Below are 19,701 nucleotides of genomic sequence, written 5' to 3' on the forward strand. Positions count from 1 at the left end.
CTCCTAAGTGATAAGGAGGCTAAAGTTACTTTGGAGTTCCTATGCGATTAAGATTCTGATTTATCAGTACCAGTAACCAGTTCTTTAAGTGATGAAAGTACATCAGAATTGCTGGTGAGCTTGTTAGCCAAGCCTGCCAAAGCGATATTGCTCATATCGCCAGTATTTACATTGCACTTTTCAAGAATCGCACGGACGTCATCAGGCAAACTGCGGTCATTTTCAACGTACTCACGCACCAATGGGTTAAGTACTTCGGAGTTGGTAAAGCGCGTATCGATTCGTGCAGAATCCATAACTGTACGGCGTAGTTCTTCCATACCCTGACCACCGAACAGCTTGATATCAGCTTCAGCAAGCGCAGAAGCAAGTGCTTTAGCATTATCAACGGACATGTGGCGCTGAGCTTCGATTCGAGCCATTTCAAGCTCTTTATCTTTCTGTAGTTCAACAACCCATTTATCGTATTCACGGGTCTGCTCATCGTGTGCTTGAGCAGCTTCAAAACGAGCAGTCTGAGCTTTAGCTTCCGCCAAGCCTTTCGCTTGTAAAGCTTCTGCCTCCGCAAAACCAATCGCCTGCTTAGCTTCAGCGTCCGCTGTTCCTTTAGCCTGCATAGTTTCTGCTTCTGCAGTACCAATCGCACGGAGGCTTTCTGCTTCGGCTATGCCTTTTTCGCGAATAGCATCAGCTCGTTGACGCTCAACTTCAACTTCAGCCAAACCTTCAACCTGAATCTCTTCACGCGTTGCTTTCGCCATACGCTCTTTGGCTTCTGCTGCTTTTGTTTCAGAAATCAATTCGGCTTCAGCGTTACGTGTCTTAACATTAAGATCGTTTTCAGCTTCACGGTTCTTAATTTTAAGCTCAGCTTCGTTACGAATCAGTCTCTTTTCAGCCAGTTCCGCTTCAGCTTCTTTCTCTGCACGAGCATGGGCAATAGCCTTAATACCTTCGGCCTCAGCTTCTGCTTCCGCTTCGATTACTTGGACTTTCTTGCTACGTTCCACTGTTTCGAACGCACGTAGGTTCTTGGTCTCTTCCTCTTCACGAGCGATCTTACGTTCGATCTCTACACGCTGGGAACGTGTTTCAACCACAGACTTCTTAGATTCTTCGATGGCAGCTTCTTTCTCCATCTCTTGCTGGGAGATCTCTTTCTCGGTACGAACTCGCTCGGTTTCACGAGCGCGGTTCACTTCTTCTTGCTGAATTGCGAGCTGACGTTCATTCGCGACTTTTGTTAGTTCAACTTCCAATTGAACTGTTTCGCGTTTCTTCTCAACTTCTTCTTCAGTTTCAAGCTTAGCGACCTCAACAAGACGTTCATACTCTTGACGCTTTTCTTCTGTAAGAGCTTGTTCCTGTGATTCAATGATCTCGATTTCACGCTGTACGCGGGCTTCGTTTTCAGCATGCTGCTTATCAAGTTGTTTACGGTTAGCTTCCGCTTCAACGTTTTTCTGTTTGATATTGGTTTGCTCATCCTGACGGATCGCATTGGTTTCGATATTTTTGGTAGAAGTGATTGAGGCTATCTTACGAATACCCTCTACATCCAAAATATTCTGCGGGTTATGGGCATCGAAAGCTGTTTGATCCACTTTATCGATTACAACGTCATAGATTTTAAAACCATCCATTTCGCTGCCAATCACCTCCACCACAGCATCACGGAAAGCGCGACGGTTAGTTAGCAGTTCTTCAAACTCAAATTGTTTTACCGCTGTTTTCAACGCTTCAGAGAATTTTGGCTGGAAGTGATCTCGAAGACCCATTGGATCGGAAGCACCTTGCGTCGTAAATAGTTTAGCGACACGAACAATGTCCTGCTCTTCGTGATTTACACCAATATAAAAATCAACCTTGAGGTCAGCACGGATATTGTCTTTACAATGAAGGCCTTCATATTCCTCACCCTCCTGATCTCTACTACCGCTTCGAGTCACTGAGATATTTTTACGGGTAATATCCATATATTCGTAGCGATTAACTACAGGCCATACAAACGTACCTGTTAGAGAGGCACGCGTACCTCGTGTACCGTTTACAATCATTGCTTCACCTTCACGGCGTACTTTTTTGTAGCGCGAAGTTAAAAACATGATAAGGACAAGCGCGACAACGCCCGTGGTTGAAACAAAGAATACAGAAGCTCCTGCGTCCATGCTGTTCTCCAAAAAGAGTTATTTTTTGATAACGAGATATCGTTTATTTTCAGGATTTAATGAAACGATGAGCACTTCATCGCCATAAGAAATTGGGGTGTCACTGTCACAATAAATATCCAGCTGGTTTTCCAGACTGCCCTTAGTAACCACTGCTTCGCCAAATGTCTGGTTAACTGAATTCGAGCGAACGACAGCATTCATGCCAACATAGTTAATCGCAGCAAAGCTCTTTTCATGATCAAACAATGGCTGTAGGGGCTTTAGTAGGAAAGCCGCAATATAGAGGCTTACAAATAAGCTTGCCAAGATTGAACCCGAAGCAGCACCATAAAAAACCGCGCCACTCATTCCACTCAAGACAAATGAATCGATGTAATAGAGCAGTATGGTAGCGACGAAACTAACAGTGGTTAGGCTAATAATCAGCGGAACTTTGGTGATGCCAACGGGTAACAAAGTTCCACCAGGCACTTCGGCATCAACCTCAATCTCCATATCAACATCGGTGCTAAGAAATGGAATATCATCAACAAAGCCCGTTAATACTGAGATCAGCATTAGCAAAAATAAAAATAAAAAAGGAATTGCCGTAACGGCCAGCGGGAATGAGAAAAACCCTAAGAGAAAATCCATAAATATGTCCTATCTATTATGACCACGCACTAAACCTTGTGCTTTCCTTTGTCATAAACTGCTTTTAATCGAGTGTATGTTTGTTTTTATGAATGATCAATATGCGTAACTAAATAAATAGTATTCATTCTCAAATACTAATTGCTTAATCATTAGAAACATCAAGAATCACCATTGAATGGGCCTTCTAACTTTCATAGGTTAGAATCACTCTGTTTTAGCTGTTTCTATTGGATCTGAACCTTATATGAGTGCGTTTACCCTACGCCCCTATCAACAAGAAGCCGTTGATGCGACATTAAATCACTTCCGCATAACTGATGACCCTGCTGTGATCGTGCTACCAACGGGTGCAGGAAAAAGCCTTGTTATAGCAGAGCTTGCTCGTTTAGCACGTAAAAAGATTATGGTGCTCGCTCATGTCAAAGAGTTGGTTGAGCAAAATCACGCTAAGTATGAAGGCTATGGTTTAGAAGGTGGTATTTTTGCAGCGGGCTTGAATCGCAAAGAGATCGAAAAACAGGTTACGTTTGCCAGTGTGCAATCTGTAGCAGCGAATATTGATCTTTTTAATAACGAATATTCGTTACTGATCGTCGACGAGTGCCACCGCATTAATGACGACGAAGATAGCCAATACGGACGAATCATCAGCAAACTCCAAGAGATCAATCCCAACCTAAAAGTGCTTGGGTTAACAGCTACGCCTTACAGAATGGGGATGGGCTGGATCTATCAGCAGCATTATCGTGGTTTTGTTAGAAGCGAGCAGGAAAAACCATTTCGTAACTGCATCTACGAACTCCCGCTCAGTTACATGATTAGCCGTAACTACTTAACTCCTCCAGAAATGGAAGATGCAGCAGTCGCGCAATATGACTTTTCAGCCTTAGATCAAACTGCATTTGGCACTTATGCTGAAAAAGATATCAATAATCTACTAACAAAATACAATCGCGTCACTAGGGCGATCATTGAACAAATAATTGAACGTGCTCAAGATCGCCAAGGCGTGATGATCTTTGCAGCAACAGTTGATCACGCCAAAGAGATCAGCACTTACCTTCCCGAAGATCAAACCGCTTTGATCACTGGTTCCTCCACCAGCGAAGATAGAGACCGCTTGATCAGTGACTTCAAGCTTAAGAAAATAAAGTATCTGGTTAACGTATCCGTTCTTACGACAGGATTTGATGCTCCCCATGTCGATTTAATTGCAATTTTAAGGCCCACCGAATCTGTTAGCCTGTATCAACAGATTGTTGGGCGCGGTCTGAGGCTCGCCCCTGGAAAGAAAGATTGCTTAGTCATCGACTACGCAGGCAATAACTATAACCTGCATCATCCGGAAGTGGGTGAAAAACGTCCTTCCCCGGATTCCGAACCGGTACAAGTATTTTGCCCTTCCTGTGGCTTTGCCAATATCTTTTGGGGTAAAACAGACAGCGATGGCAAAGTAATTGAGCATCATGGCCGACGCTGCAAAGGTCTGCTTGAAAGCGACGAAAGTGACACGCCTTCAGAGCAGTGTGATTTTCGCTTTCGATTTAAAGAATGCCCTCACTGTAATGCTGAAAATGATATCGCTGCCCGTAAATGTCACCAGTGCAATAAAGCGATTATCGACCCAGACGATCAATTAAAAGATGCACTGAAACTGAAAGATGCCATGGTGATCCGATGTGCTGGATTATCGTTGATCCAGAATCAGTCCAAGCTTCAGGTCATTTATCATGGCGAAGAAGGCGAAGAACTGAAGGAGAGCTTCGATTTTGCTAAGCCTGCCCAGTTAAAGCGCTTTAATGAAATATTTGGGCGCCGGGTTGCGAATAGCCAAGCACCCCAAAACTTTTCAAACATAGAAGAAGCGATAGCTTATGAATCACTTCTAGTTGCACCAGATTTTGTCATTGGACGTGAGCAAAAACACTATTGGCGTGTGCAAGAGAGAATATTTGATTACCAAGGTCGATATCGTAAAGCTAACCAGCTTTAAATTGATATCACAGCTTTATTCTTGATCTGACCAAACAGCCAGTTCATTGCCATTTGGATCAAGAAAATGAAAACGTCGCCCGCCGGGAAAACTGAAAATTGGTACTTTGATCTCACCACCAGCTGATTCAATTAGCGCCTGACTCGCCTCAAGGTTTGTACTATACAAAACCACCAGTGCAGCACCATTACTTGAATTGGATTTCAGATCAGCTTTATAAAAACCACCCGCTAATCCTGCGCCTTCAAAAGCGCTATATTCCGGCCCATAGTCGGTAAACTTCCAGTCAAAAAGGTCAGAGTAAAAGCGCTTAGTGCCTCCTAAATTATTAGCCGGTAACTCAATGTAATTAATTTGATTGTGCGCAGAACTCATTTCACATCCTCTTGATTTGAAAACTTGCAAAACCCAAAAAGCGTCTATGCTTTGTATATACCTTCGTTAAAAGCAACCAATTCAGTCTGACCTGATTGGAGTAAGAATGACATACAAGGTATTTATTACAACAGTTACCATGTTAATAACTTCAAATTTCCTCGCGGCTGCAGAATTGGTCGAAGGACAAACCTGCCCCGTTACTTTTAAAAATGAGCCGATTGGTTCACTGATCCTTTCCAAACCTTGGTATCACAGTAGTCGAAGTAATGCTCACTACATTGCGAGTGACAACGCCACTGGGATAGGTATCGAAATTCATTTAAAAAATAACTTTAGTGGGCAGGTGGATGGTTTAAATCTGGCTGATTGCGATCGCTTTAGGCTATTACAAATTCGCAGAACAACAGCCAAACTACTACCCGGAGAGAAAAACATTCAGATTGATGTACCCGATCAATTCACCAACCCTTTTTATGACAGCGCCCCTCTTGAGCACGGTTACGGCCTACATCAAACACCCATAGATGATTCAGATAAACCTTGGCAAGGTCGGCCGTACCGAGACTCTGCTGTCGCACTTTATGACACACCCTATGTTTCCGATAGCTGGGGGATTGAAGGTCAAGATATTGAGGTTAAGTTTGAAACCTGTGCCGTCTGTGAGAGAGAAAGCCAATTCGATACTGTTTTATCTTGTGGCCATTGGGGCTATCGCAGAGATTATATGGGAGGAATGACTGGCTGGAGCGAACCTGAATTTACCGGATTTCAGTGTTCAGGCTCCCCCAGTCCTAGCTTTCAACAAACACTTAATCATTCAAACAAAATTGAATACTCATACTGGATTCACTGGCGTTAGCCGCGCTTTGCAGCCTGAACATGCATCCAATCGCGGTCCTCAGAACGACCTAAACTAAGCCAACCATGCGACTCCCAGATATCCCACCAAGGATCTAACTCCTCTTTGGCTAAACTCGCACGATCACTACGCCAACGAAGTTTATTCTGCGAAGGAAACCAGTCTAACGCGATACCCCAAGCATGAGTCGACCAGGCACTGACACTACCGCGTTTTTTACGAGGATTATAGCTTCCTCCATATCGGTCTAAACCATATTCTCTTATTCCTGCCGGACCATAATGATCATGTACTTGAGTTAGAACTGATTCCAAATTGTCTTTTAACGATTCATGAATACTTATAGAGCGTGTTGTCTGGTTTAAATTCCAATCTAGCCTCAGCTCCCAAGGGCAAGTAGCTTTTGCAAGTGGCACTTGACCCGGCTCGCCATAGTAATGAGTTAAGTCAGATTCATTCTCTAAAGGGAAGTTATCTGGATTGGAATTAGAAGGACTGATATCAGCAAAGGACCGCCTTAAGCTCCCTTGCTCCTGAAGCTGGATCAAACGCTCTACAGCGTAATCGGTTTGCGGACCATAAAGCCCGTCAATCACACCAGCATCAATACGATGCTGATGACAAACGGATTGCAGATAAGCCACTTCCATTCGTTGTATTGACCACTGCTGCCAATTACTGCTGATTTTCCCCACCTGTGTCGTTAGTGCAGCAATAACCGCATGCTCTACACTGGCGTCGTTAGTAGCGCTGGAATCGGGTAAAAAACCCGCATCGATAAGGTAAGGTACAACGAGTGTACGCACAGTCTGATTCATATGACCTCCCTGTTGGCTTTTAATCATCCTTGTTTGACTAATGAGTATGGAATAAGAATCTGGCTTATTCCAGAATTTAAAACAATTGTTTAAATTATCACCAAAAACACAATAAAAAAACCGGACTATTGCCCGGTTTTGAGATACTCATTTATCTATTGATTAATCTGGACGGTCGTCCTTGAACATTCGCCAGCCACCGATCATGGTCGAGATCAAGCTCTGGCGCGACATAATATCTTCACGAATCGCCACATAAACGTGGATCAAAATAAACGTGATCAGATACCACATCCCTAGGCGGTGCCAGGTATGTACGTCTTGACTCTGCCCCATGAGCGGAATAACCCAGCCGAACAAAGTATCAGCCCAACTGCCGTGACCTAGGCCTTCGCTGTATAGAGCGAAGCCTGTAACGATCATAAACATCATGCCGAGCACGAAGAAGAAAAACATACCCACCTGAGCCAATGGATTGTGGCCGATATATTTCTTTGGAGTCTTCTCCAAAAACAGATACCAGCGCACTTCATGCCAAGCTTCTTTCCAGAATTTACCGCTAAAGAACGGCGGCACAAATAATTCACGTGCATGATGGTTGCCCACAAACGCCCAGTAGATCCGACCTAGGAATCCAATAGTTACGATATATCCCGCTGTAAAATGTGCAAAGCGGATATAACCCATCAGATAGTTATCAATTGCTTCACCCGGCATCGTTGGCAAAGGAACACCAATAAAATAGCCAGTTACACAAAGCGTGATAATAGAAAAGACAGTTACCCAGTGCCATAAACGTAATGGCGCTTCATACACATAAACAGCAGTCTGTTTACGTGTAATAACTGATTCTCCCACAACCTGATCTGAAGCGACTTCCTGAGCTTTATCTGACTTGTCAGGTTTAACCGATGCAGTCATATAAATAACCTCCTGAATTTAGGCGCTGCGTGCACAGCGCCACTATTCTTATCGAATTTTCACCTTAGTCAGCTCTTGACCATCTTCAGACATAACGTGTGTTGAACACGCAAGACATGGGTCAAAACTATGCAGGGTGCGAAGAATTTCAACCGGCTCATCAGGACGCTCCATTGGAGTATCCAACAAAGAAGCTTCGAATGCGCCAATATTGCCTTTGCTATCACGAGGCGAACCATTCCAAGTAGTAGGAACGATCGCTTGATAGTTATCGATTTTGCCATCTTTGATCTTGATCCAGTGACCTAAAGCACCACGAGGAGCTTCGTTAATACCAACTCCCATCGCCTCTTTCGGCCAACTACTTGGATCCCATTTCTCAACATTGGCAGTCGAGCTATCACCCGCTTTAATGTTGTTAACCAGTTGATACCAATCATCCAACATAGTGTCCGCACAAAGCTGACACTCAAGTGCACGCGCCAATGTTCGACCTAATGTACTTGGTAAGAACTGCTTAATGCCGAGATCCAGCCCCGTAGACTGATTAAATTCAGATAACGAGCGATCAACCTGCTCCTGAACATGCTCAGTACCAGAAGCATAAGCAATGATGTAGCGCGCTAAAGGTCCCACTTCCATTGCATGACCACGCCAGCGAGGTGCTTTAATCCAGCTGTACTTCGCAGATTCATCCAGTTCTTTAATATCTGTTTTAGTACCTTTTGTATTAGGGCCAAGCTCGAAGCTAGGCTCTGTCTCACCTTCCCATGGGTGCAAGCCCTGCTTCTCGCCTTCATAACGGTACCAAGAGTGATCAACAAACTCTTTAATCTGTTCTGGATCACGAACATCAACTGGATGCACTTCATCCCAGTTACCATTAACAATCGCACCTGCGGGTAACAGATCTGTAGATTTGTCATATGGCACTTGAGTGTAAGTACCGTAAGACAGAAGGTTCTCTGAAGCTAAGCCACCACCGTACAACCAATTTTTGTAAATGCCGGCAATTGCCATAACATCAGGGATGTATACGTTCTTAGTAAACTCTTGTGCTTCACGAATACGCTCTAACACATAGTTCAAACTAGTCATATTGATTGGCGCACCTGAAGCACCAACATCATCCAAGTTAATAGCACATGGCACACCACCTACCATGTAGTTAGGGTGCGGGTTCTTACCACCAAAGATGGTATGAATTTTTACCACTTCTTTTTGGAAATCGAGTGCTTCAAGGTAGTGAGCAACCGCCATCAAATCCGCTTCTGGAGGAAGTTTGTAAGCAGGGTTGTCCCAATAGCCGTTAGCAAATAGACCTAACTGTCCGCTTTCAACGAACTTTTTAAGACGCGTTTGTACATCCTTAAAATAACCTGGGCTAGATTTCGAATGGTGCGGAGAGACCATCTGCTGAAGTTCAGAAGTAGCCTTAGGATCTGCTTTCAGTGCATTAACCGGATTTACCCAGTCCAACGCATGCAGATGATAAAAATGTACGATGTGATCATGAATCTGTAGAGTTTTATCCATCATGTGACGGATAAGGTGTGCATTCAAAGGTACCTGAATACCTAAAGCATCTTCTACCGCACGTACTGATGTCAGTGCATGAGTACCCGTACAAACACCACAAATTCGCTCTACAAAGGCCCAAGCATCACGTGGGTCACGGCCTTTAAGAATCACTTCAAGGCCACGCCACATTGTGCCTGTTGATACAGCGTTACGGATAATGTTGTTTTCATCAACATTCACCTCACAACGCATATGCCCTTCAATTCGGGTTACAGGGTCTACAACAATGCGTCGGCCACTGTTATCTAAATCACTCGCATTAAATGGCTTATTCATTATTCCTGATCTCCTTTATGCTGAGCACGCTTAACCGCACTTACCGCCGCATGCGCAGCAACAGCAGCACCAACACCACCTGCTACAGCCATACCAATCTCATCTGCATTTTTCTCGATACCAAACTGATGAATATCGGTTAAACGGTTATAGAATGAACCTTTGTCCCAGAAACCATCTTCAGAACAACCAATACAACCGTGGCCTGCCTGAATTGGGAAAGAGACGCCCTCATTCCAACGCACTGTAGAACATGCGTTATAAGTAGTGGGGCCTTTACAACCCACTTTATAAAGGCAGTAACCTTTACGCGCACCTTCATCATCCCACTCTTCTACGAACTGGCCTGCATCAAAGTGTGGACGGCGATAACACTTATCGTGAATACGCTGGCTGTAGAACATTTTTGGACGACCTTGACGGTCTAGTTCAGGCATTTTGCCGAAGGTCAGCATATAAGTAATAACACCAGTCATTACCTCAGCGATTGGAGGACAACCTGGTACTTTAATAATTGGTTTATCAGTAATAACTTTATGGATAGGAACCGCTTGGGTTGGGTTTGGACGTGCAGCCTGAACACAGCCCCAAGATGCACAAGAGCCCCATGCAATAATGGCAGCAGCATCCTTGGCTGCATACTTCAGTTTTTCAACAAAAGGTTTACCACCGGAGATACAGAACATGCCATCTTCATTTAATGGTGGGTTACCTTCTACTGCAAGAATGTATTTACCTTTATATTTTTCCATCGTTTCATAAAGGATTTCCTGCGCTTGGTGGCCAGCTGATGCCATCAAGGTGTCGTCGTAATCCAAAGAGATCATGGATAGAACAACATCTTTTACCAACGGGTGAGCCGAACGAATAAACGATTCTGAACAACAGGTGCACTCTAAACCATGCAACCAGATTACCGGTGTACGCTCTTTGGTTTCCATTGCATTCGCAATTCTAGGCGCAAATGTTGGCCCTAAACCTAAGGCTGCTGCCGTTAAACTACAATATTTCAGGAAGCTACGACGTGTAATACCCTGACGTCGCATAACCTCATAGAAGGTTTCAATTTGTGACATATGTCTCTCCGCCAATGCCAGCCACCACAGCTATGCCCTCATCTTTGATTAGCTATGCATAACTACGTGTAACATTTTTATTTTTTTGTTCAGCTATCCTATTCGCAAAGATCGGGCCAAAAATATTACCCTTAAATTTCAGTCACTTACAAAAGCATTCGTATATAAGGAAGGATAAAGACTAACCAGTCATCCAGATAAAATGGTTAATCCCTTAACACCTATAAAGTCTAAGGCCACTTAAATGTATTTTAAATATATGTTTATTGACTGATATCAATATCTGAAAAGAGACGAAGAGATAAGATGGATTTGCGTTTCCAATAGAGAGGACTTACCTATGCAAGTTGATGTAACCGATATCCCACAAGTCGCGGTTGATTTTATGAATGATGATCATGCAGAAGCTGTCACCCTTCTTAATCGGTTATTCAACACTTTAGAAACAGGTAATGACCATGAAGTTGATGGTGCTTTATCCAGCTTTTACCAACACAATGCCGAACACTTCGCCCGCGAAGAAGAACAGATGATCCGAATCAACTTTCCACCCTATACATGCCATAAAGGTGAGCATGAACGCGTTTTACAGGAGATGCGTGAAACTCAACAACAATGGCAAGCAAACCATGACCGCGCAGAATTAAACAGCTACCTTAAAAACACGGTTATTCCTTGGTTTGTAAATCATATAAATACCATGGATACAGTGACAGCCATGTTTATCAGCCAACATTGCGCCTAACCAGAATCGGCTACTAATAATCCGAATTTTAACTAACAGTCGAGCCTCCCCTCTCGGCTGTTAACCTTGTACTGCACTCCAAAGAAATCGAGCAAGATAACGGTATAAATTTCTTATCATAGATTAACAATCCAGTCTGTTGTTAAACGCGTAAGCAAATTCTGATATCCTTCTGCGAAATTAATCACTCATGCTAAATAACACAGCAAATTGCTGTCTTTGAGTATTACGGATCAATAATGAGCAAATATTGGAGTGACGCAATTCAGCGTCTAACACCTTACGTGCCGGGTGAGCAGCCTAAAGAAAGCGGTATTACAAAGTTAAACACCAACGAAAACCCTTACCCTCCTTCGCCGAAGGCGGCAGCGGTGATCAATAACTTTGATACAGCCAGATTACGACTCTACTCCGACCCAGATTGCACTCAGTTAAAAGATGCACTTGCTAACCACTTTGAAGTTGAGCGTAAGAATGTCTTTGTTGGTAACGGTTCTGATGAGGTACTTGCTCATACCTTTGCAGCGTTCTTCCAACAAGAACAACCACTACTGATGCCAGAATTCACATACAGTTTCTATCCGGTTTACTGCAATCTTTTTGATATCGAATTTAAGCTGTTACCCCTAGGTGATAACTTTGAGTTAAACCTAGAAGACTATAACCAGCCAAATGGCGGTATTATTTTCGCTAACCCGAATGCGCCGACTAGCCGTGCAATCGAGTTAGGTGAAATTGAAGCATTAGCTCAACGCAATACTGAAACCGTGATTGTGGTTGATGAAGCCTATGTAGATTTTGGCGCTTCTAGCGCTGTTGAATTAACCCAAAAATATGACAATGTTTTGGTTATTCAGACCTTCTCCAAATCTCGTTCCCTAGCAGGTATGCGAGTTGGATTCGCAATTGGTCACGAAGATCTAATTGCAGGTCTAGAACGCGTCAAAAATAGCTTTAACTCTTACCCTCTAGACATGCTAGCAATTGAATCGGCAGTTGCCGCTGTTGAAGACAATGACTATTTCGAAGCGACTACGAAAAAAATTATCGAAACTCGTGAGTGGACGGTTAATCGTTTAGAAGAGTTAGGCTTTATTAGCTTACCCTCTAAAACCAATTTCCTATTCAGCACGCATCGCTATATAGAAGCCGCTGAATTGATGGGCTTCCTGCGTACTAAAAAGATCTTGGTGCGTTACTTCAGTAAACCGGGCATTGATAACTACCTACGTATATCTATTGGTACTCAAGAGGAGATGGAGCTTCTAATCAGTACCTTAGAACAACACCCCGATATCTGTAAGATGCCTACTGAGTCTTAAACAGCGCAACTTACCTACTGCAAAACCTCTGATAAAGCTGCCCTTCTGGCAGCTTTATCGTATTTCCCCCTCACATTAATCAGATTTAACTAATACTAAATATACGGGGTCAAAAAGGCGTAAATACCCCTGTTTAATTAATGGACACTAAGGAACCATTGGCGTCACGAATATTTATACCTATTATTAGTTTTACTTTAGGGCTGCTTCTTTACCTAGAGTTTATGAGTACAACGGTTTTGTACTCGTCCGTGTTTATTCCATTGCAAGATTTCAGGGCGCACATTTGTGCGCCCTTTTTTTATCCATTTCACGTGAACAGAAATCAACTCACAAACGTCTTCTGAGCACTATACTGATATAGTTAAATCAGGAGCGCTCTCATGCCTATTAATCCAACTGGGTTTGCTACCAGCCCCTACTCTCAACTCAATCAGATTCAGAATCGGATAAATGAAACTGAAGAACAGCTTGCTTCCGGCCGGCGAATAAATAATGCAGCAAGCGATCCTGCCGGCCTGCAAGTGCTTATCGATTTCCAAACTCAAATCAGGGGAAATAGCGCAGCCATTCGGAATAGTCTTGATGGTGTATCAGCACTTCAGATTGCAGATGGTGGAGTTAATCAAGTCAATGATTCTCTACAACGTATTCGAGAACTGTCCGTTCAAGCTCAAAATGGGATTCTAAACGAAAGTGACCGTACAGCCTTGCAAAGTGAAGCAGATGCCCTATTAAGCGGCATACAGGATACCCTTGGACAAAGTACTTTTAACGACCAATCATTACTCGCAGAAGAGGGTCAGCTACGCCTGCAAACAGGTCCTGGTACAGAGGATTCTCAAAACATCAGTACTTTCAATGTCAGTGATGAGTTTGATAACAGTGGTCTATTCACTTTAGATATTAGCGACGTAGGTGCTCTGGATATTATCGATCAAAACCAGTCGTTTTTAGCGACGGTATCAGGTGAAATAGGCGCAAGCCAAAACAGATTAGACAGCACGATAAATAGACTTACCGAAACTAATATCAATGAAGCTTCAGCAGCTTCTTTTATTGGTGACACAGACTTTGCTCAAACGGCATCAGAACGTGCAAGCGCGCTTATCCAACAAGATGTAGGTATCGCACTGCAAGCACAAGCCAATGCTAATCGAGGGCTCGTACTCAACCTACTAGGATCGTAAAGTGCAGTTAAGAGAGTAAATTGGACTGAAGCACTGCACTTTTAAACTCAGCTAAACTAGTGTTCAAACAATCCAAGAGTTGAGGCTCTGAAATACTCACATTTTGCTTAGCTTTTTCTTCTACAAAACCGGCCAAAGCACCTAACCTTTCGCCCCCTAACATGCGAGATGAACCTTTTAGGGAATGAGCAACTTTTCTTAGTTGTGTTTGATCAGCATCGTCAAGCACCTGACCAATCTCGTTAATCTCCCGTTCAGCACTTTCCCAGTAGATGTTAAAAACGTTCTCTAAATATTTACCATCTAGCTTGAGCGCAATTGCTGTTGCCTCATTGAAGGCAGGCAACGACATCAACTCACTTAAAGACTCAGATGAAGACGTGTTTGTTACGTTTACTTGATCGGCCACTGTTAACTCCCTGATACCCTTCTAGATGGGTAAAAATCCATTCTTTGATAACAATAGCGAAAAACCTGCATATTAAAAGGACGCTGTAGAATAGGTACAAAAAAGGGGTGATAAATCACCCCTTTGTCATCATTATCCCTACAATTTAATTTACTTTGAAGCGCTGCACCATTTCCTGCATACGTGCCGCCACATCGCTTAGAGCAATACTTGAATTGGCCGTCTCATCAGCCGCTACTCGGCTCTGTTCAGCAATAACACGCACATTACTCAAACTTTGACTGATTTCATCTGCGACAACACTTTGCTGTTCAGCAGAACTAGCAATCTGAGCATTTACTTCATTCATCTGCTCAACCGTCATACTAATCTGATTCAATGCAGAATCCGCCTGATCAACCAGCTCAATACACTGATTTGCTTCTTGTGTACCTTGATTAACAACGCTTACAGTCAAGTTAGCACGCGCTTGTAGATCATCAATCAGATTGTGAATCATCTCAGTGGATTGCTGCGTACGCTGTGCAAGAGAGCGCACCTCATCAGCAACAACAGCAAAACCTCGCCCCTGCTCACCCGCTCGTGCCGCCTCAATCGCTGCATTCAAAGCGAGAAGATTGGTCTGTTCTGCAATCTCACGAATCACATCGAGAATGGCATTAATATCCCGTGTTTTTTGCTGCAGATGCTCCACTTCCGAAGATGTTTTATCCAAACTTAAAGAAAGGCGATTCATACCCTCTGTAGCAATCTGCATTTTTTGACGGCCTTCCATCACCTGATGGTTAGCACTATCCGCAGAAGAGGCTGCACTAGACGCATTATCCGCAACATGCTGCGCCGTATACGCCATTTCAGTCACTGCAGAGGCAACCTGATCAGTCTCTTCTTGCTGCTGCATAGTTCCCGCACGAGCCTGTTCTGTCAGAGCCGCTAACTCTTCTGCAGACATACTCATGTTATAACCTGCCTTGTTAATTTCAGTGATCATTTCACGGAATCTAATGGTGGTATGCCCCAAAGACCCCTGTAATTTCCCCACTTCATCTTTACGGCTTGTTTCCAGAACCTGAGTCAAATCACCTTCAGCCAATGTATCGGCGTAACTAACAGCTTCGAGGATAGGACGAGTAATCATTCGAGTAATCCAAAGCGCAAAGAAAACGCCTAAAATGACCGCAATAACAGAGATCACAATCACAGAAATAAGGCCCTGATGATTGTGTGACTGTAACATTGGTCCTAGCGAGTCTTGATCAGCAATAACTGACAGCTTTACTTTTTCAACATTACTCGCAACTTGGGGACCGATCACATCAAGAGTCCCAATCACTAGGTTATTGCGCTGATCGATTGTCTTATGGATTTCTAAAGTTGCAGCCAGATATTTATCTCGTGCTTTAGCAAAACGATCTAACAGCTGTATTTCATTGTCGAGCAGGAACACCTTTTTAAGGCTTTCTAGATGATTTGTTAGAGCACCATCCAATTTATTGATCGAAATCTGAAAATCTTCTTGATGGTTCTTTTCCATAAAACGAACAAGATATAGCCTTGCTAACAGCAGATCTTCCTGCAAATTAGAAGCTAAAAATGCCAATTCAGGTTCACCACGGTTATTAGCTAACTTTCGTAACTGAGTAATACTGTCACGCATAACTGGGCCCTGCTGAGCCAAGGTGTTGTAGTACAACTCGTCCTCAGTTTTAACTAATCCAACCACCTCCTGAAAAGTCGTTTTATACTCGCCTAATAGCGTTGCTGTTTCCATAATCAAACGGCTACGCTCTGGGTTGTTAATCTCTTGCTTAGATTGTTCTAAAAACTGGTTCATTAGCGCCATACGTTCTTCATATTGCTCTAATGATTGTTTGTCATGACTGATAAGAAAGTTTTTTACCGACATACGCACTTTCAGCATATTGGCCTGTAAGCGCCCTGATAGATTACTGTCGCGCGCCAACTCACGGTATTGAACAAAGCCATCTTCCGCGTGGTGTAAGCCTTTAATACCTGTAAACGATGCCGCTACCAGCAATAACAAGATAAAACCGAAACTCAAGCCGATCTTACTACGTAAATTAAATCTGTTTAGCTTATTCATGTATTTGCACTTACTACATTAGGATTAAAGAATTAAATACAAAGGATAATCAATAGCAGTTGATAGTATTTATCATTTAGATCTATTTCAATAATAATCGATCAAAAATCGAGATTATTTTCAGGCTGATTACGATCTATACAGTACGGAAGGATTTATTGGACAATAAACAAACAATTCAAACGATAACGCTAAAGCGACTTTACTGTTGCAACCAGAAAGTAATGCTTAATGTTTTCAATTCAAACACTGAAGGCTCAAGCTACTTTATTTTTTATTTTCAGGAAATTGGCTGACAAAGTTTAAAATACCTTGTTCTAAGGGATGACCTTTTCGATAGATAACCGAGATCTCTATTCTTTGCTGTCCTTGGGTAACGGGCACTGATTTAAGTGCATTTTCATAGCGGCTCCCTGTCACCATATTTTCGCCGATAACGGTGTATCCCAATCCAGCGGCAATGCAGCCAAGAATGCCATCAGCACTACTCATCACCATCATCTCATCAGTAAATCTATCACCTAATTCTTGCCATGCTAGGGCACACTTCCTGTAACCACAGCCCTCTTCTCTCACAAACAGAACGGGCTCGTATTCTTGATCTACTGGAGTTACAAGCACAAGCGACTCATGAACAACGGGTATGATCCGTAGATCCTCATGCGACTTAGCATTTCCGACTAATGCGCAATCTAACTGATCGTTCAAAATAGCGAGTGCTAATCGGTCACTTGTATCTGTATAGATTCGAGGAAGGATTTCTGGATGCTTGCGTTTGAGCTGTTTTAGCGTCGTGGGTAGGTGAACTGCAGCAAAAGTTTCAGGCATGCCTATACGAAGTTCGTAGTTCCCTTTGCTTTTTAAGATAGCGGTTGATGCTTGATACTCCAGCTGCAAAATCTGGGAGGCATATTTATATAAAAGCTGGCCTGTCGTTGTTAGCTCGAGCTTTCGCCCTACCCGAATAAATAATTTAGAATCAAGTTCGTCTTCTAACTTCTGAATTCTCGTAGTGATATTAGACTGCACTGTATTAAGCTTTTCAGAGGCACCTTTAATACCCTCTTCATCAACAACAGCCTTAAACGTGCGTAACGCTACAATCTCCATATAGTTCTCTTTTATTGAAGTTTTAATTCTAAAAGATTCACTTTTTAAGATTATCAGAAAGCGCTATGGTTGTTGAACATAAATACAATAAAACCCAAAAAAGCATTTATGAACAACACACTTACCAAAAGTCAGGTCTATTTTGCAGGTATCTGTAGCCTAGTTGTTACAGTGGGAGTCGCTCGCTTTTCCTACACACCTTTACTGCCAATCATGCAGGCAGAGGCAGGCCTTACTGAAACGGGCGGCGGCTGGCTCGCAACCGTTAACTACATTGGCTATATGATCGGTGTTCTGATTGCGGCAAGCCTAAACAATCTTCACCACAAGTATCTATTACAGAAGTTATATTTGGTACTCAGCGTGGTAACAAGTGCAGCAATGGTTATCTCTAGCGACCTTTATACTTGGTCTGTTATGCGTTTGGTGGCGGGGATCTGTGCTTCAGGTGGGTTAATCATCTCCTCAGGGCTAATCTTAAAATGGCTGGTCAACAATGGTCACAGGGGTGAGCTCGGCATCCACTTTTCGGGGATAGGCATGAGCATAGCTGTCTCAGCCATCATCGTAGAGATCCTTTTACAATTCTCTGCTAACTGGCAGCAGCAATGGCTATTTTTTGCCGCCATAGCAGCAATTATCGCAGTGCCGGCATGGTTATGGGTACCTCACCCTAACAACCATCCTGATCACGCTCAGGCAGCACCTAAGGATAATCCACCCAGCAAAAAATTTACTCGCTTATTCTTACTGGCATACTTCTGTGCAGGTTATGGTTATGTCGTTAGTGCAACTTTTATCGTCGATATCATTGAAGGTCTAGAAGGTTTAGAAGGTCAAGGCGCCTTATCCTTTGTATTAATAGGACTTGCTGCTATTCCAGCCGTGGTTCTATGGGATAGAGTCGCACGCAAGTACGGCTATTTAAAAGCTCTAGTGGGTGCTTATAGCCTGCAAATCATTGGCATTATGATCCCCACACAAAGCGATGCATTTCCATTAATTGCCCTGTCTGCAATATTGTTTGGAGGCACCTTTGTTGCCTGCGTCAGCCTCGTGCTGACCATGGCGGGCCACTTCTTCCCTAGCAACCCTTCTAAATTCATGGGCAAGATGACCCTCGCTTACGGCTGCGCTCAAATAATTGCGCCATTTTTAACCGGGCTATTAGCCGAGAATTTGGGGAACTACAATCTAGGCTTATATCTTTCAGCCATTGTAATGGTAGTGGGATCAGGCTTGATTCTGGCGCTAATGAAGATCGGTGAACAACCAGCAGACTCTAATAAACCTCGTACTCTTAGCGTAAAAACATAGTCCTATAGAATAACCTTGCTTTGATCAGGGACAAAACTAAGCTAGAATTCAAATGACCGTTTGGATTTTTTGGGAAGAACTAAGGACGTTCTAATCTCATGGAAGAAATAAAAGATATTTTATTACTCGTTGTGACAAGTTTCAGTGGCCTCGCTGGAATTATCTATTGTCCTTATATATTCCTTATTACCTTCGGTATTCTTTGCTTTGTGTTGTATCGTTTAAAAAGCAATGCATCTAAAGAATACATCTCGCCTGAGTGAGCTCATTACACTTTCACTTCAAGCAATCCCTTCTTTGTCGATATTAAAGGGTCATAAATTGCCACGCATATCTATTCAAGCATCCCGTCTGTTCAAATATGGCTTATTCTTGCGCTAAGATACAACTTAATTGTCGTAATAAGCACAAAAAGTCATAACTCATGGTTTAGCATAACCTATCATTGGAATCTCAAGTTTATGATAACAGCACCTGAAAGGTGCCCTTAAGCAGTTCTTCCAGGTGCCATTGATGACAAGCAAATGGGTATACCTTGTTGATACTAAACAGACTGAGATTGAATGGTGTTCGATTTCTAGAGTATAGAAATCGAAAATCCCTGTAATCCCGTGGATTCAAACTATCCTCGAAAACAACCCTTTCCGAGTCAATTAACATACAAAGTTTTAGATACCAAGGGAGAGACCTATTGTTCTCCTATGCCAGATCCCCCTGCGGGGGGAATATCCAGATAATTAAAATATCAGATGACTGCTTTAAAAAATTATTCAAACCAGTCAGTAAATGTAAACT

At 43.0% G+C, this 19,701-nt stretch carries 16 protein-coding genes; 6 read left to right on the forward strand and 10 right to left on the reverse strand.

Features of this window, described 5'->3' with window-relative positions; genetic code table 11:
• Positions 1 to 47 precede the first annotated feature (47 nt).
• Both ACMXYP_RS09800 and ACMXYP_RS09805 read right to left on the reverse strand, forming a co-directional pair.
• Positions 48 to 2,168 (reverse strand): hypothetical protein, encoded by a 2,121-nt coding sequence (locus tag ACMXYP_RS09800; protein ID WP_415881459.1) that lies wholly within the window; start codon positions 2,166 to 2,168, stop codon positions 48 to 50.
• 18 nt (positions 2,169 to 2,186) lie between these two features.
• Positions 2,187 to 2,804, reverse strand: coding sequence for a hypothetical protein (locus ACMXYP_RS09805; protein WP_415881460.1), 618 nt, complete (start codon positions 2,802 to 2,804; stop codon positions 2,187 to 2,189).
• Between the two features lie 247 nt (positions 2,805 to 3,051).
• Here ACMXYP_RS09805 and ACMXYP_RS09810 point away from each other — a divergent pair, with 247 nt between their 5' ends.
• Complete coding sequence (locus tag ACMXYP_RS09810) at positions 3,052 to 4,800, forward strand: DEAD/DEAH box helicase family protein (protein ID WP_415881461.1); 1,749 nt, start codon at positions 3,052 to 3,054, stop codon at positions 4,798 to 4,800.
• Between the two features lie 15 nt (positions 4,801 to 4,815).
• On the opposite strand, the gene ACMXYP_RS09815 is transcribed toward ACMXYP_RS09810, so the two are convergent.
• Positions 4,816 to 5,175, reverse strand: a complete 360-nt coding sequence (locus ACMXYP_RS09815; RefSeq protein WP_415881462.1) for a VOC family protein — start codon at positions 5,173 to 5,175, stop codon at positions 4,816 to 4,818.
• 106 nt (positions 5,176 to 5,281) lie between these two features.
• Between ACMXYP_RS09815 and ACMXYP_RS09820 the strand changes: the two genes are divergently transcribed.
• Positions 5,282 to 6,037: a hypothetical protein gene (locus tag ACMXYP_RS09820; RefSeq protein WP_415881463.1), complete on the forward strand. Its 756-nt coding sequence runs from the start codon at positions 5,282 to 5,284 to the stop codon at positions 6,035 to 6,037.
• On the opposite strand, the gene ACMXYP_RS09825 is transcribed toward ACMXYP_RS09820, so the two are convergent.
• The 4 genes from ACMXYP_RS09825 to ACMXYP_RS09840 all read right to left on the reverse strand — a co-directional run bounded on the left by ACMXYP_RS09825 (position 6,034) and on the right by ACMXYP_RS09840 (position 10,709).
• Complete coding sequence (locus tag ACMXYP_RS09825) at positions 6,034 to 6,855, reverse strand: hypothetical protein (RefSeq protein WP_415881464.1); 822 nt, start codon at positions 6,853 to 6,855, stop codon at positions 6,034 to 6,036. The two genes, ACMXYP_RS09820 and ACMXYP_RS09825, sit on opposite strands and share 4 nt — an antisense overlap.
• 162 nt (positions 6,856 to 7,017) lie before the next feature.
• Positions 7,018 to 7,776 (reverse strand): Ni/Fe-hydrogenase, b-type cytochrome subunit, encoded by a 759-nt coding sequence (cybH, locus tag ACMXYP_RS09830; protein ID WP_415881465.1) that lies wholly within the window; start codon positions 7,774 to 7,776, stop codon positions 7,018 to 7,020.
• Positions 7,777 to 7,824: 48 nt separating this feature from the next.
• A complete protein-coding gene (locus ACMXYP_RS09835; protein ID WP_415881466.1) occupies positions 7,825 to 9,633 on the reverse strand; it encodes a nickel-dependent hydrogenase large subunit in 1,809 nt (602 codons plus the stop codon).
• Positions 9,633 to 10,709 (reverse strand): hydrogenase small subunit, encoded by a 1,077-nt coding sequence (locus ACMXYP_RS09840; RefSeq protein WP_415881467.1) that lies wholly within the window; start codon positions 10,707 to 10,709, stop codon positions 9,633 to 9,635. The genes ACMXYP_RS09835 and ACMXYP_RS09840 overlap by 1 nt, the downstream gene beginning before the upstream one ends.
• A gap of 340 nt (positions 10,710 to 11,049) precedes the next feature.
• Between ACMXYP_RS09840 and ACMXYP_RS09845 the strand changes: the two genes are divergently transcribed.
• The 3 genes from ACMXYP_RS09845 to ACMXYP_RS09855 all read left to right on the forward strand — a co-directional run bounded on the left by ACMXYP_RS09845 (position 11,050) and on the right by ACMXYP_RS09855 (position 13,966).
• Positions 11,050 to 11,454 (forward strand): bacteriohemerythrin, encoded by a 405-nt coding sequence (locus tag ACMXYP_RS09845; RefSeq protein WP_415881468.1) that lies wholly within the window; start codon positions 11,050 to 11,052, stop codon positions 11,452 to 11,454.
• A gap of 239 nt (positions 11,455 to 11,693) precedes the next feature.
• The gene (gene hisC / locus ACMXYP_RS09850; protein WP_415881469.1) at positions 11,694 to 12,776 is read left to right on the forward strand and encodes a histidinol-phosphate transaminase; all 1,083 of its coding nucleotides are present in this window, start codon (positions 11,694 to 11,696) and stop codon (positions 12,774 to 12,776) included.
• Between the two features lie 383 nt (positions 12,777 to 13,159).
• Entirely contained in the window at positions 13,160 to 13,966 is an 807-nt protein-coding gene (locus ACMXYP_RS09855) for a flagellin (protein ID WP_415881470.1), read from the forward strand.
• 7 nt (positions 13,967 to 13,973) lie between these two features.
• On the opposite strand, the gene ACMXYP_RS09860 is transcribed toward ACMXYP_RS09855, so the two are convergent.
• The 3 genes from ACMXYP_RS09860 to ACMXYP_RS09870 form a co-directional block, all read right to left on the reverse strand.
• Entirely contained in the window at positions 13,974 to 14,375 is a 402-nt protein-coding gene (locus ACMXYP_RS09860; protein WP_415881471.1) for an Hpt domain-containing protein, read from the reverse strand.
• A gap of 145 nt (positions 14,376 to 14,520) precedes the next feature.
• Positions 14,521 to 16,479, reverse strand: coding sequence for a methyl-accepting chemotaxis protein (locus ACMXYP_RS09865; RefSeq protein WP_415881472.1), 1,959 nt, complete (start codon positions 16,477 to 16,479; stop codon positions 14,521 to 14,523).
• Between the two features lie 267 nt (positions 16,480 to 16,746).
• Positions 16,747 to 17,589, reverse strand: coding sequence for a LysR family transcriptional regulator (locus ACMXYP_RS09870; RefSeq protein WP_415881473.1), 843 nt, complete (start codon positions 17,587 to 17,589; stop codon positions 16,747 to 16,749).
• A gap of 108 nt (positions 17,590 to 17,697) precedes the next feature.
• Between ACMXYP_RS09870 and ACMXYP_RS09875 the strand changes: the two genes are divergently transcribed.
• Positions 17,698 to 18,906, forward strand: a complete 1,209-nt coding sequence (locus ACMXYP_RS09875; RefSeq protein ID WP_415881474.1) for a YbfB/YjiJ family MFS transporter — start codon at positions 17,698 to 17,700, stop codon at positions 18,904 to 18,906.
• Positions 18,907 to 19,701: the final 795 nt, after the last annotated feature.

Origin of the sequence: Neptuniibacter sp. QD34_54 (genome assembly GCF_047778055.1) — a bacterium.
Lineage (GTDB): Bacteria > Pseudomonadota > Gammaproteobacteria > Pseudomonadales > Balneatricaceae > Neptuniibacter.

What these genes read in the sequence shown, in the direction of transcription:
- ACMXYP_RS09800 (WP_415881459.1), bottom strand. Translation starts at nt 2,168, where the DNA reads ATGGACGCAGGAGCTTCTGTATTCTTTGTTTCAACCACGGGCGTTGTC.
- ACMXYP_RS09805 (WP_415881460.1), bottom strand. Translation starts at nt 2,804, where the DNA reads ATGGATTTTCTCTTAGGGTTTTTCTCATTCCCGCTGGCCGTTACGGCA.
- ACMXYP_RS09810 (WP_415881461.1), top strand. Translation starts at nt 3,052, where the DNA reads ATGAGTGCGTTTACCCTACGCCCCTATCAACAAGAAGCCGTTGATGCG.
- ACMXYP_RS09815 (WP_415881462.1), bottom strand. Translation starts at nt 5,175, where the DNA reads ATGAGTTCTGCGCACAATCAAATTAATTACATTGAGTTACCGGCTAAT.
- ACMXYP_RS09820 (WP_415881463.1), top strand. Translation starts at nt 5,282, where the DNA reads ATGACATACAAGGTATTTATTACAACAGTTACCATGTTAATAACTTCA.
- ACMXYP_RS09825 (WP_415881464.1), bottom strand. Translation starts at nt 6,855, where the DNA reads ATGAATCAGACTGTGCGTACACTCGTTGTACCTTACCTTATCGATGCG.
- cybH (WP_415881465.1), bottom strand. Translation starts at nt 7,776, where the DNA reads ATGACTGCATCGGTTAAACCTGACAAGTCAGATAAAGCTCAGGAAGTC.
- ACMXYP_RS09835 (WP_415881466.1), bottom strand. Translation starts at nt 9,633, where the DNA reads ATGAATAAGCCATTTAATGCGAGTGATTTAGATAACAGTGGCCGACGC.
- ACMXYP_RS09840 (WP_415881467.1), bottom strand. Translation starts at nt 10,709, where the DNA reads ATGTCACAAATTGAAACCTTCTATGAGGTTATGCGACGTCAGGGTATT.
- ACMXYP_RS09845 (WP_415881468.1), top strand. Translation starts at nt 11,050, where the DNA reads ATGCAAGTTGATGTAACCGATATCCCACAAGTCGCGGTTGATTTTATG.
- hisC (WP_415881469.1), top strand. Translation starts at nt 11,694, where the DNA reads ATGAGCAAATATTGGAGTGACGCAATTCAGCGTCTAACACCTTACGTG.
- ACMXYP_RS09855 (WP_415881470.1), top strand. Translation starts at nt 13,160, where the DNA reads ATGCCTATTAATCCAACTGGGTTTGCTACCAGCCCCTACTCTCAACTC.
- ACMXYP_RS09865 (WP_415881472.1), bottom strand. Translation starts at nt 16,479, where the DNA reads ATGAATAAGCTAAACAGATTTAATTTACGTAGTAAGATCGGCTTGAGT.
- ACMXYP_RS09870 (WP_415881473.1), bottom strand. Translation starts at nt 17,589, where the DNA reads ATGGAGATTGTAGCGTTACGCACGTTTAAGGCTGTTGTTGATGAAGAG.
- ACMXYP_RS09875 (WP_415881474.1), top strand. Translation starts at nt 17,698, where the DNA reads ATGAACAACACACTTACCAAAAGTCAGGTCTATTTTGCAGGTATCTGT.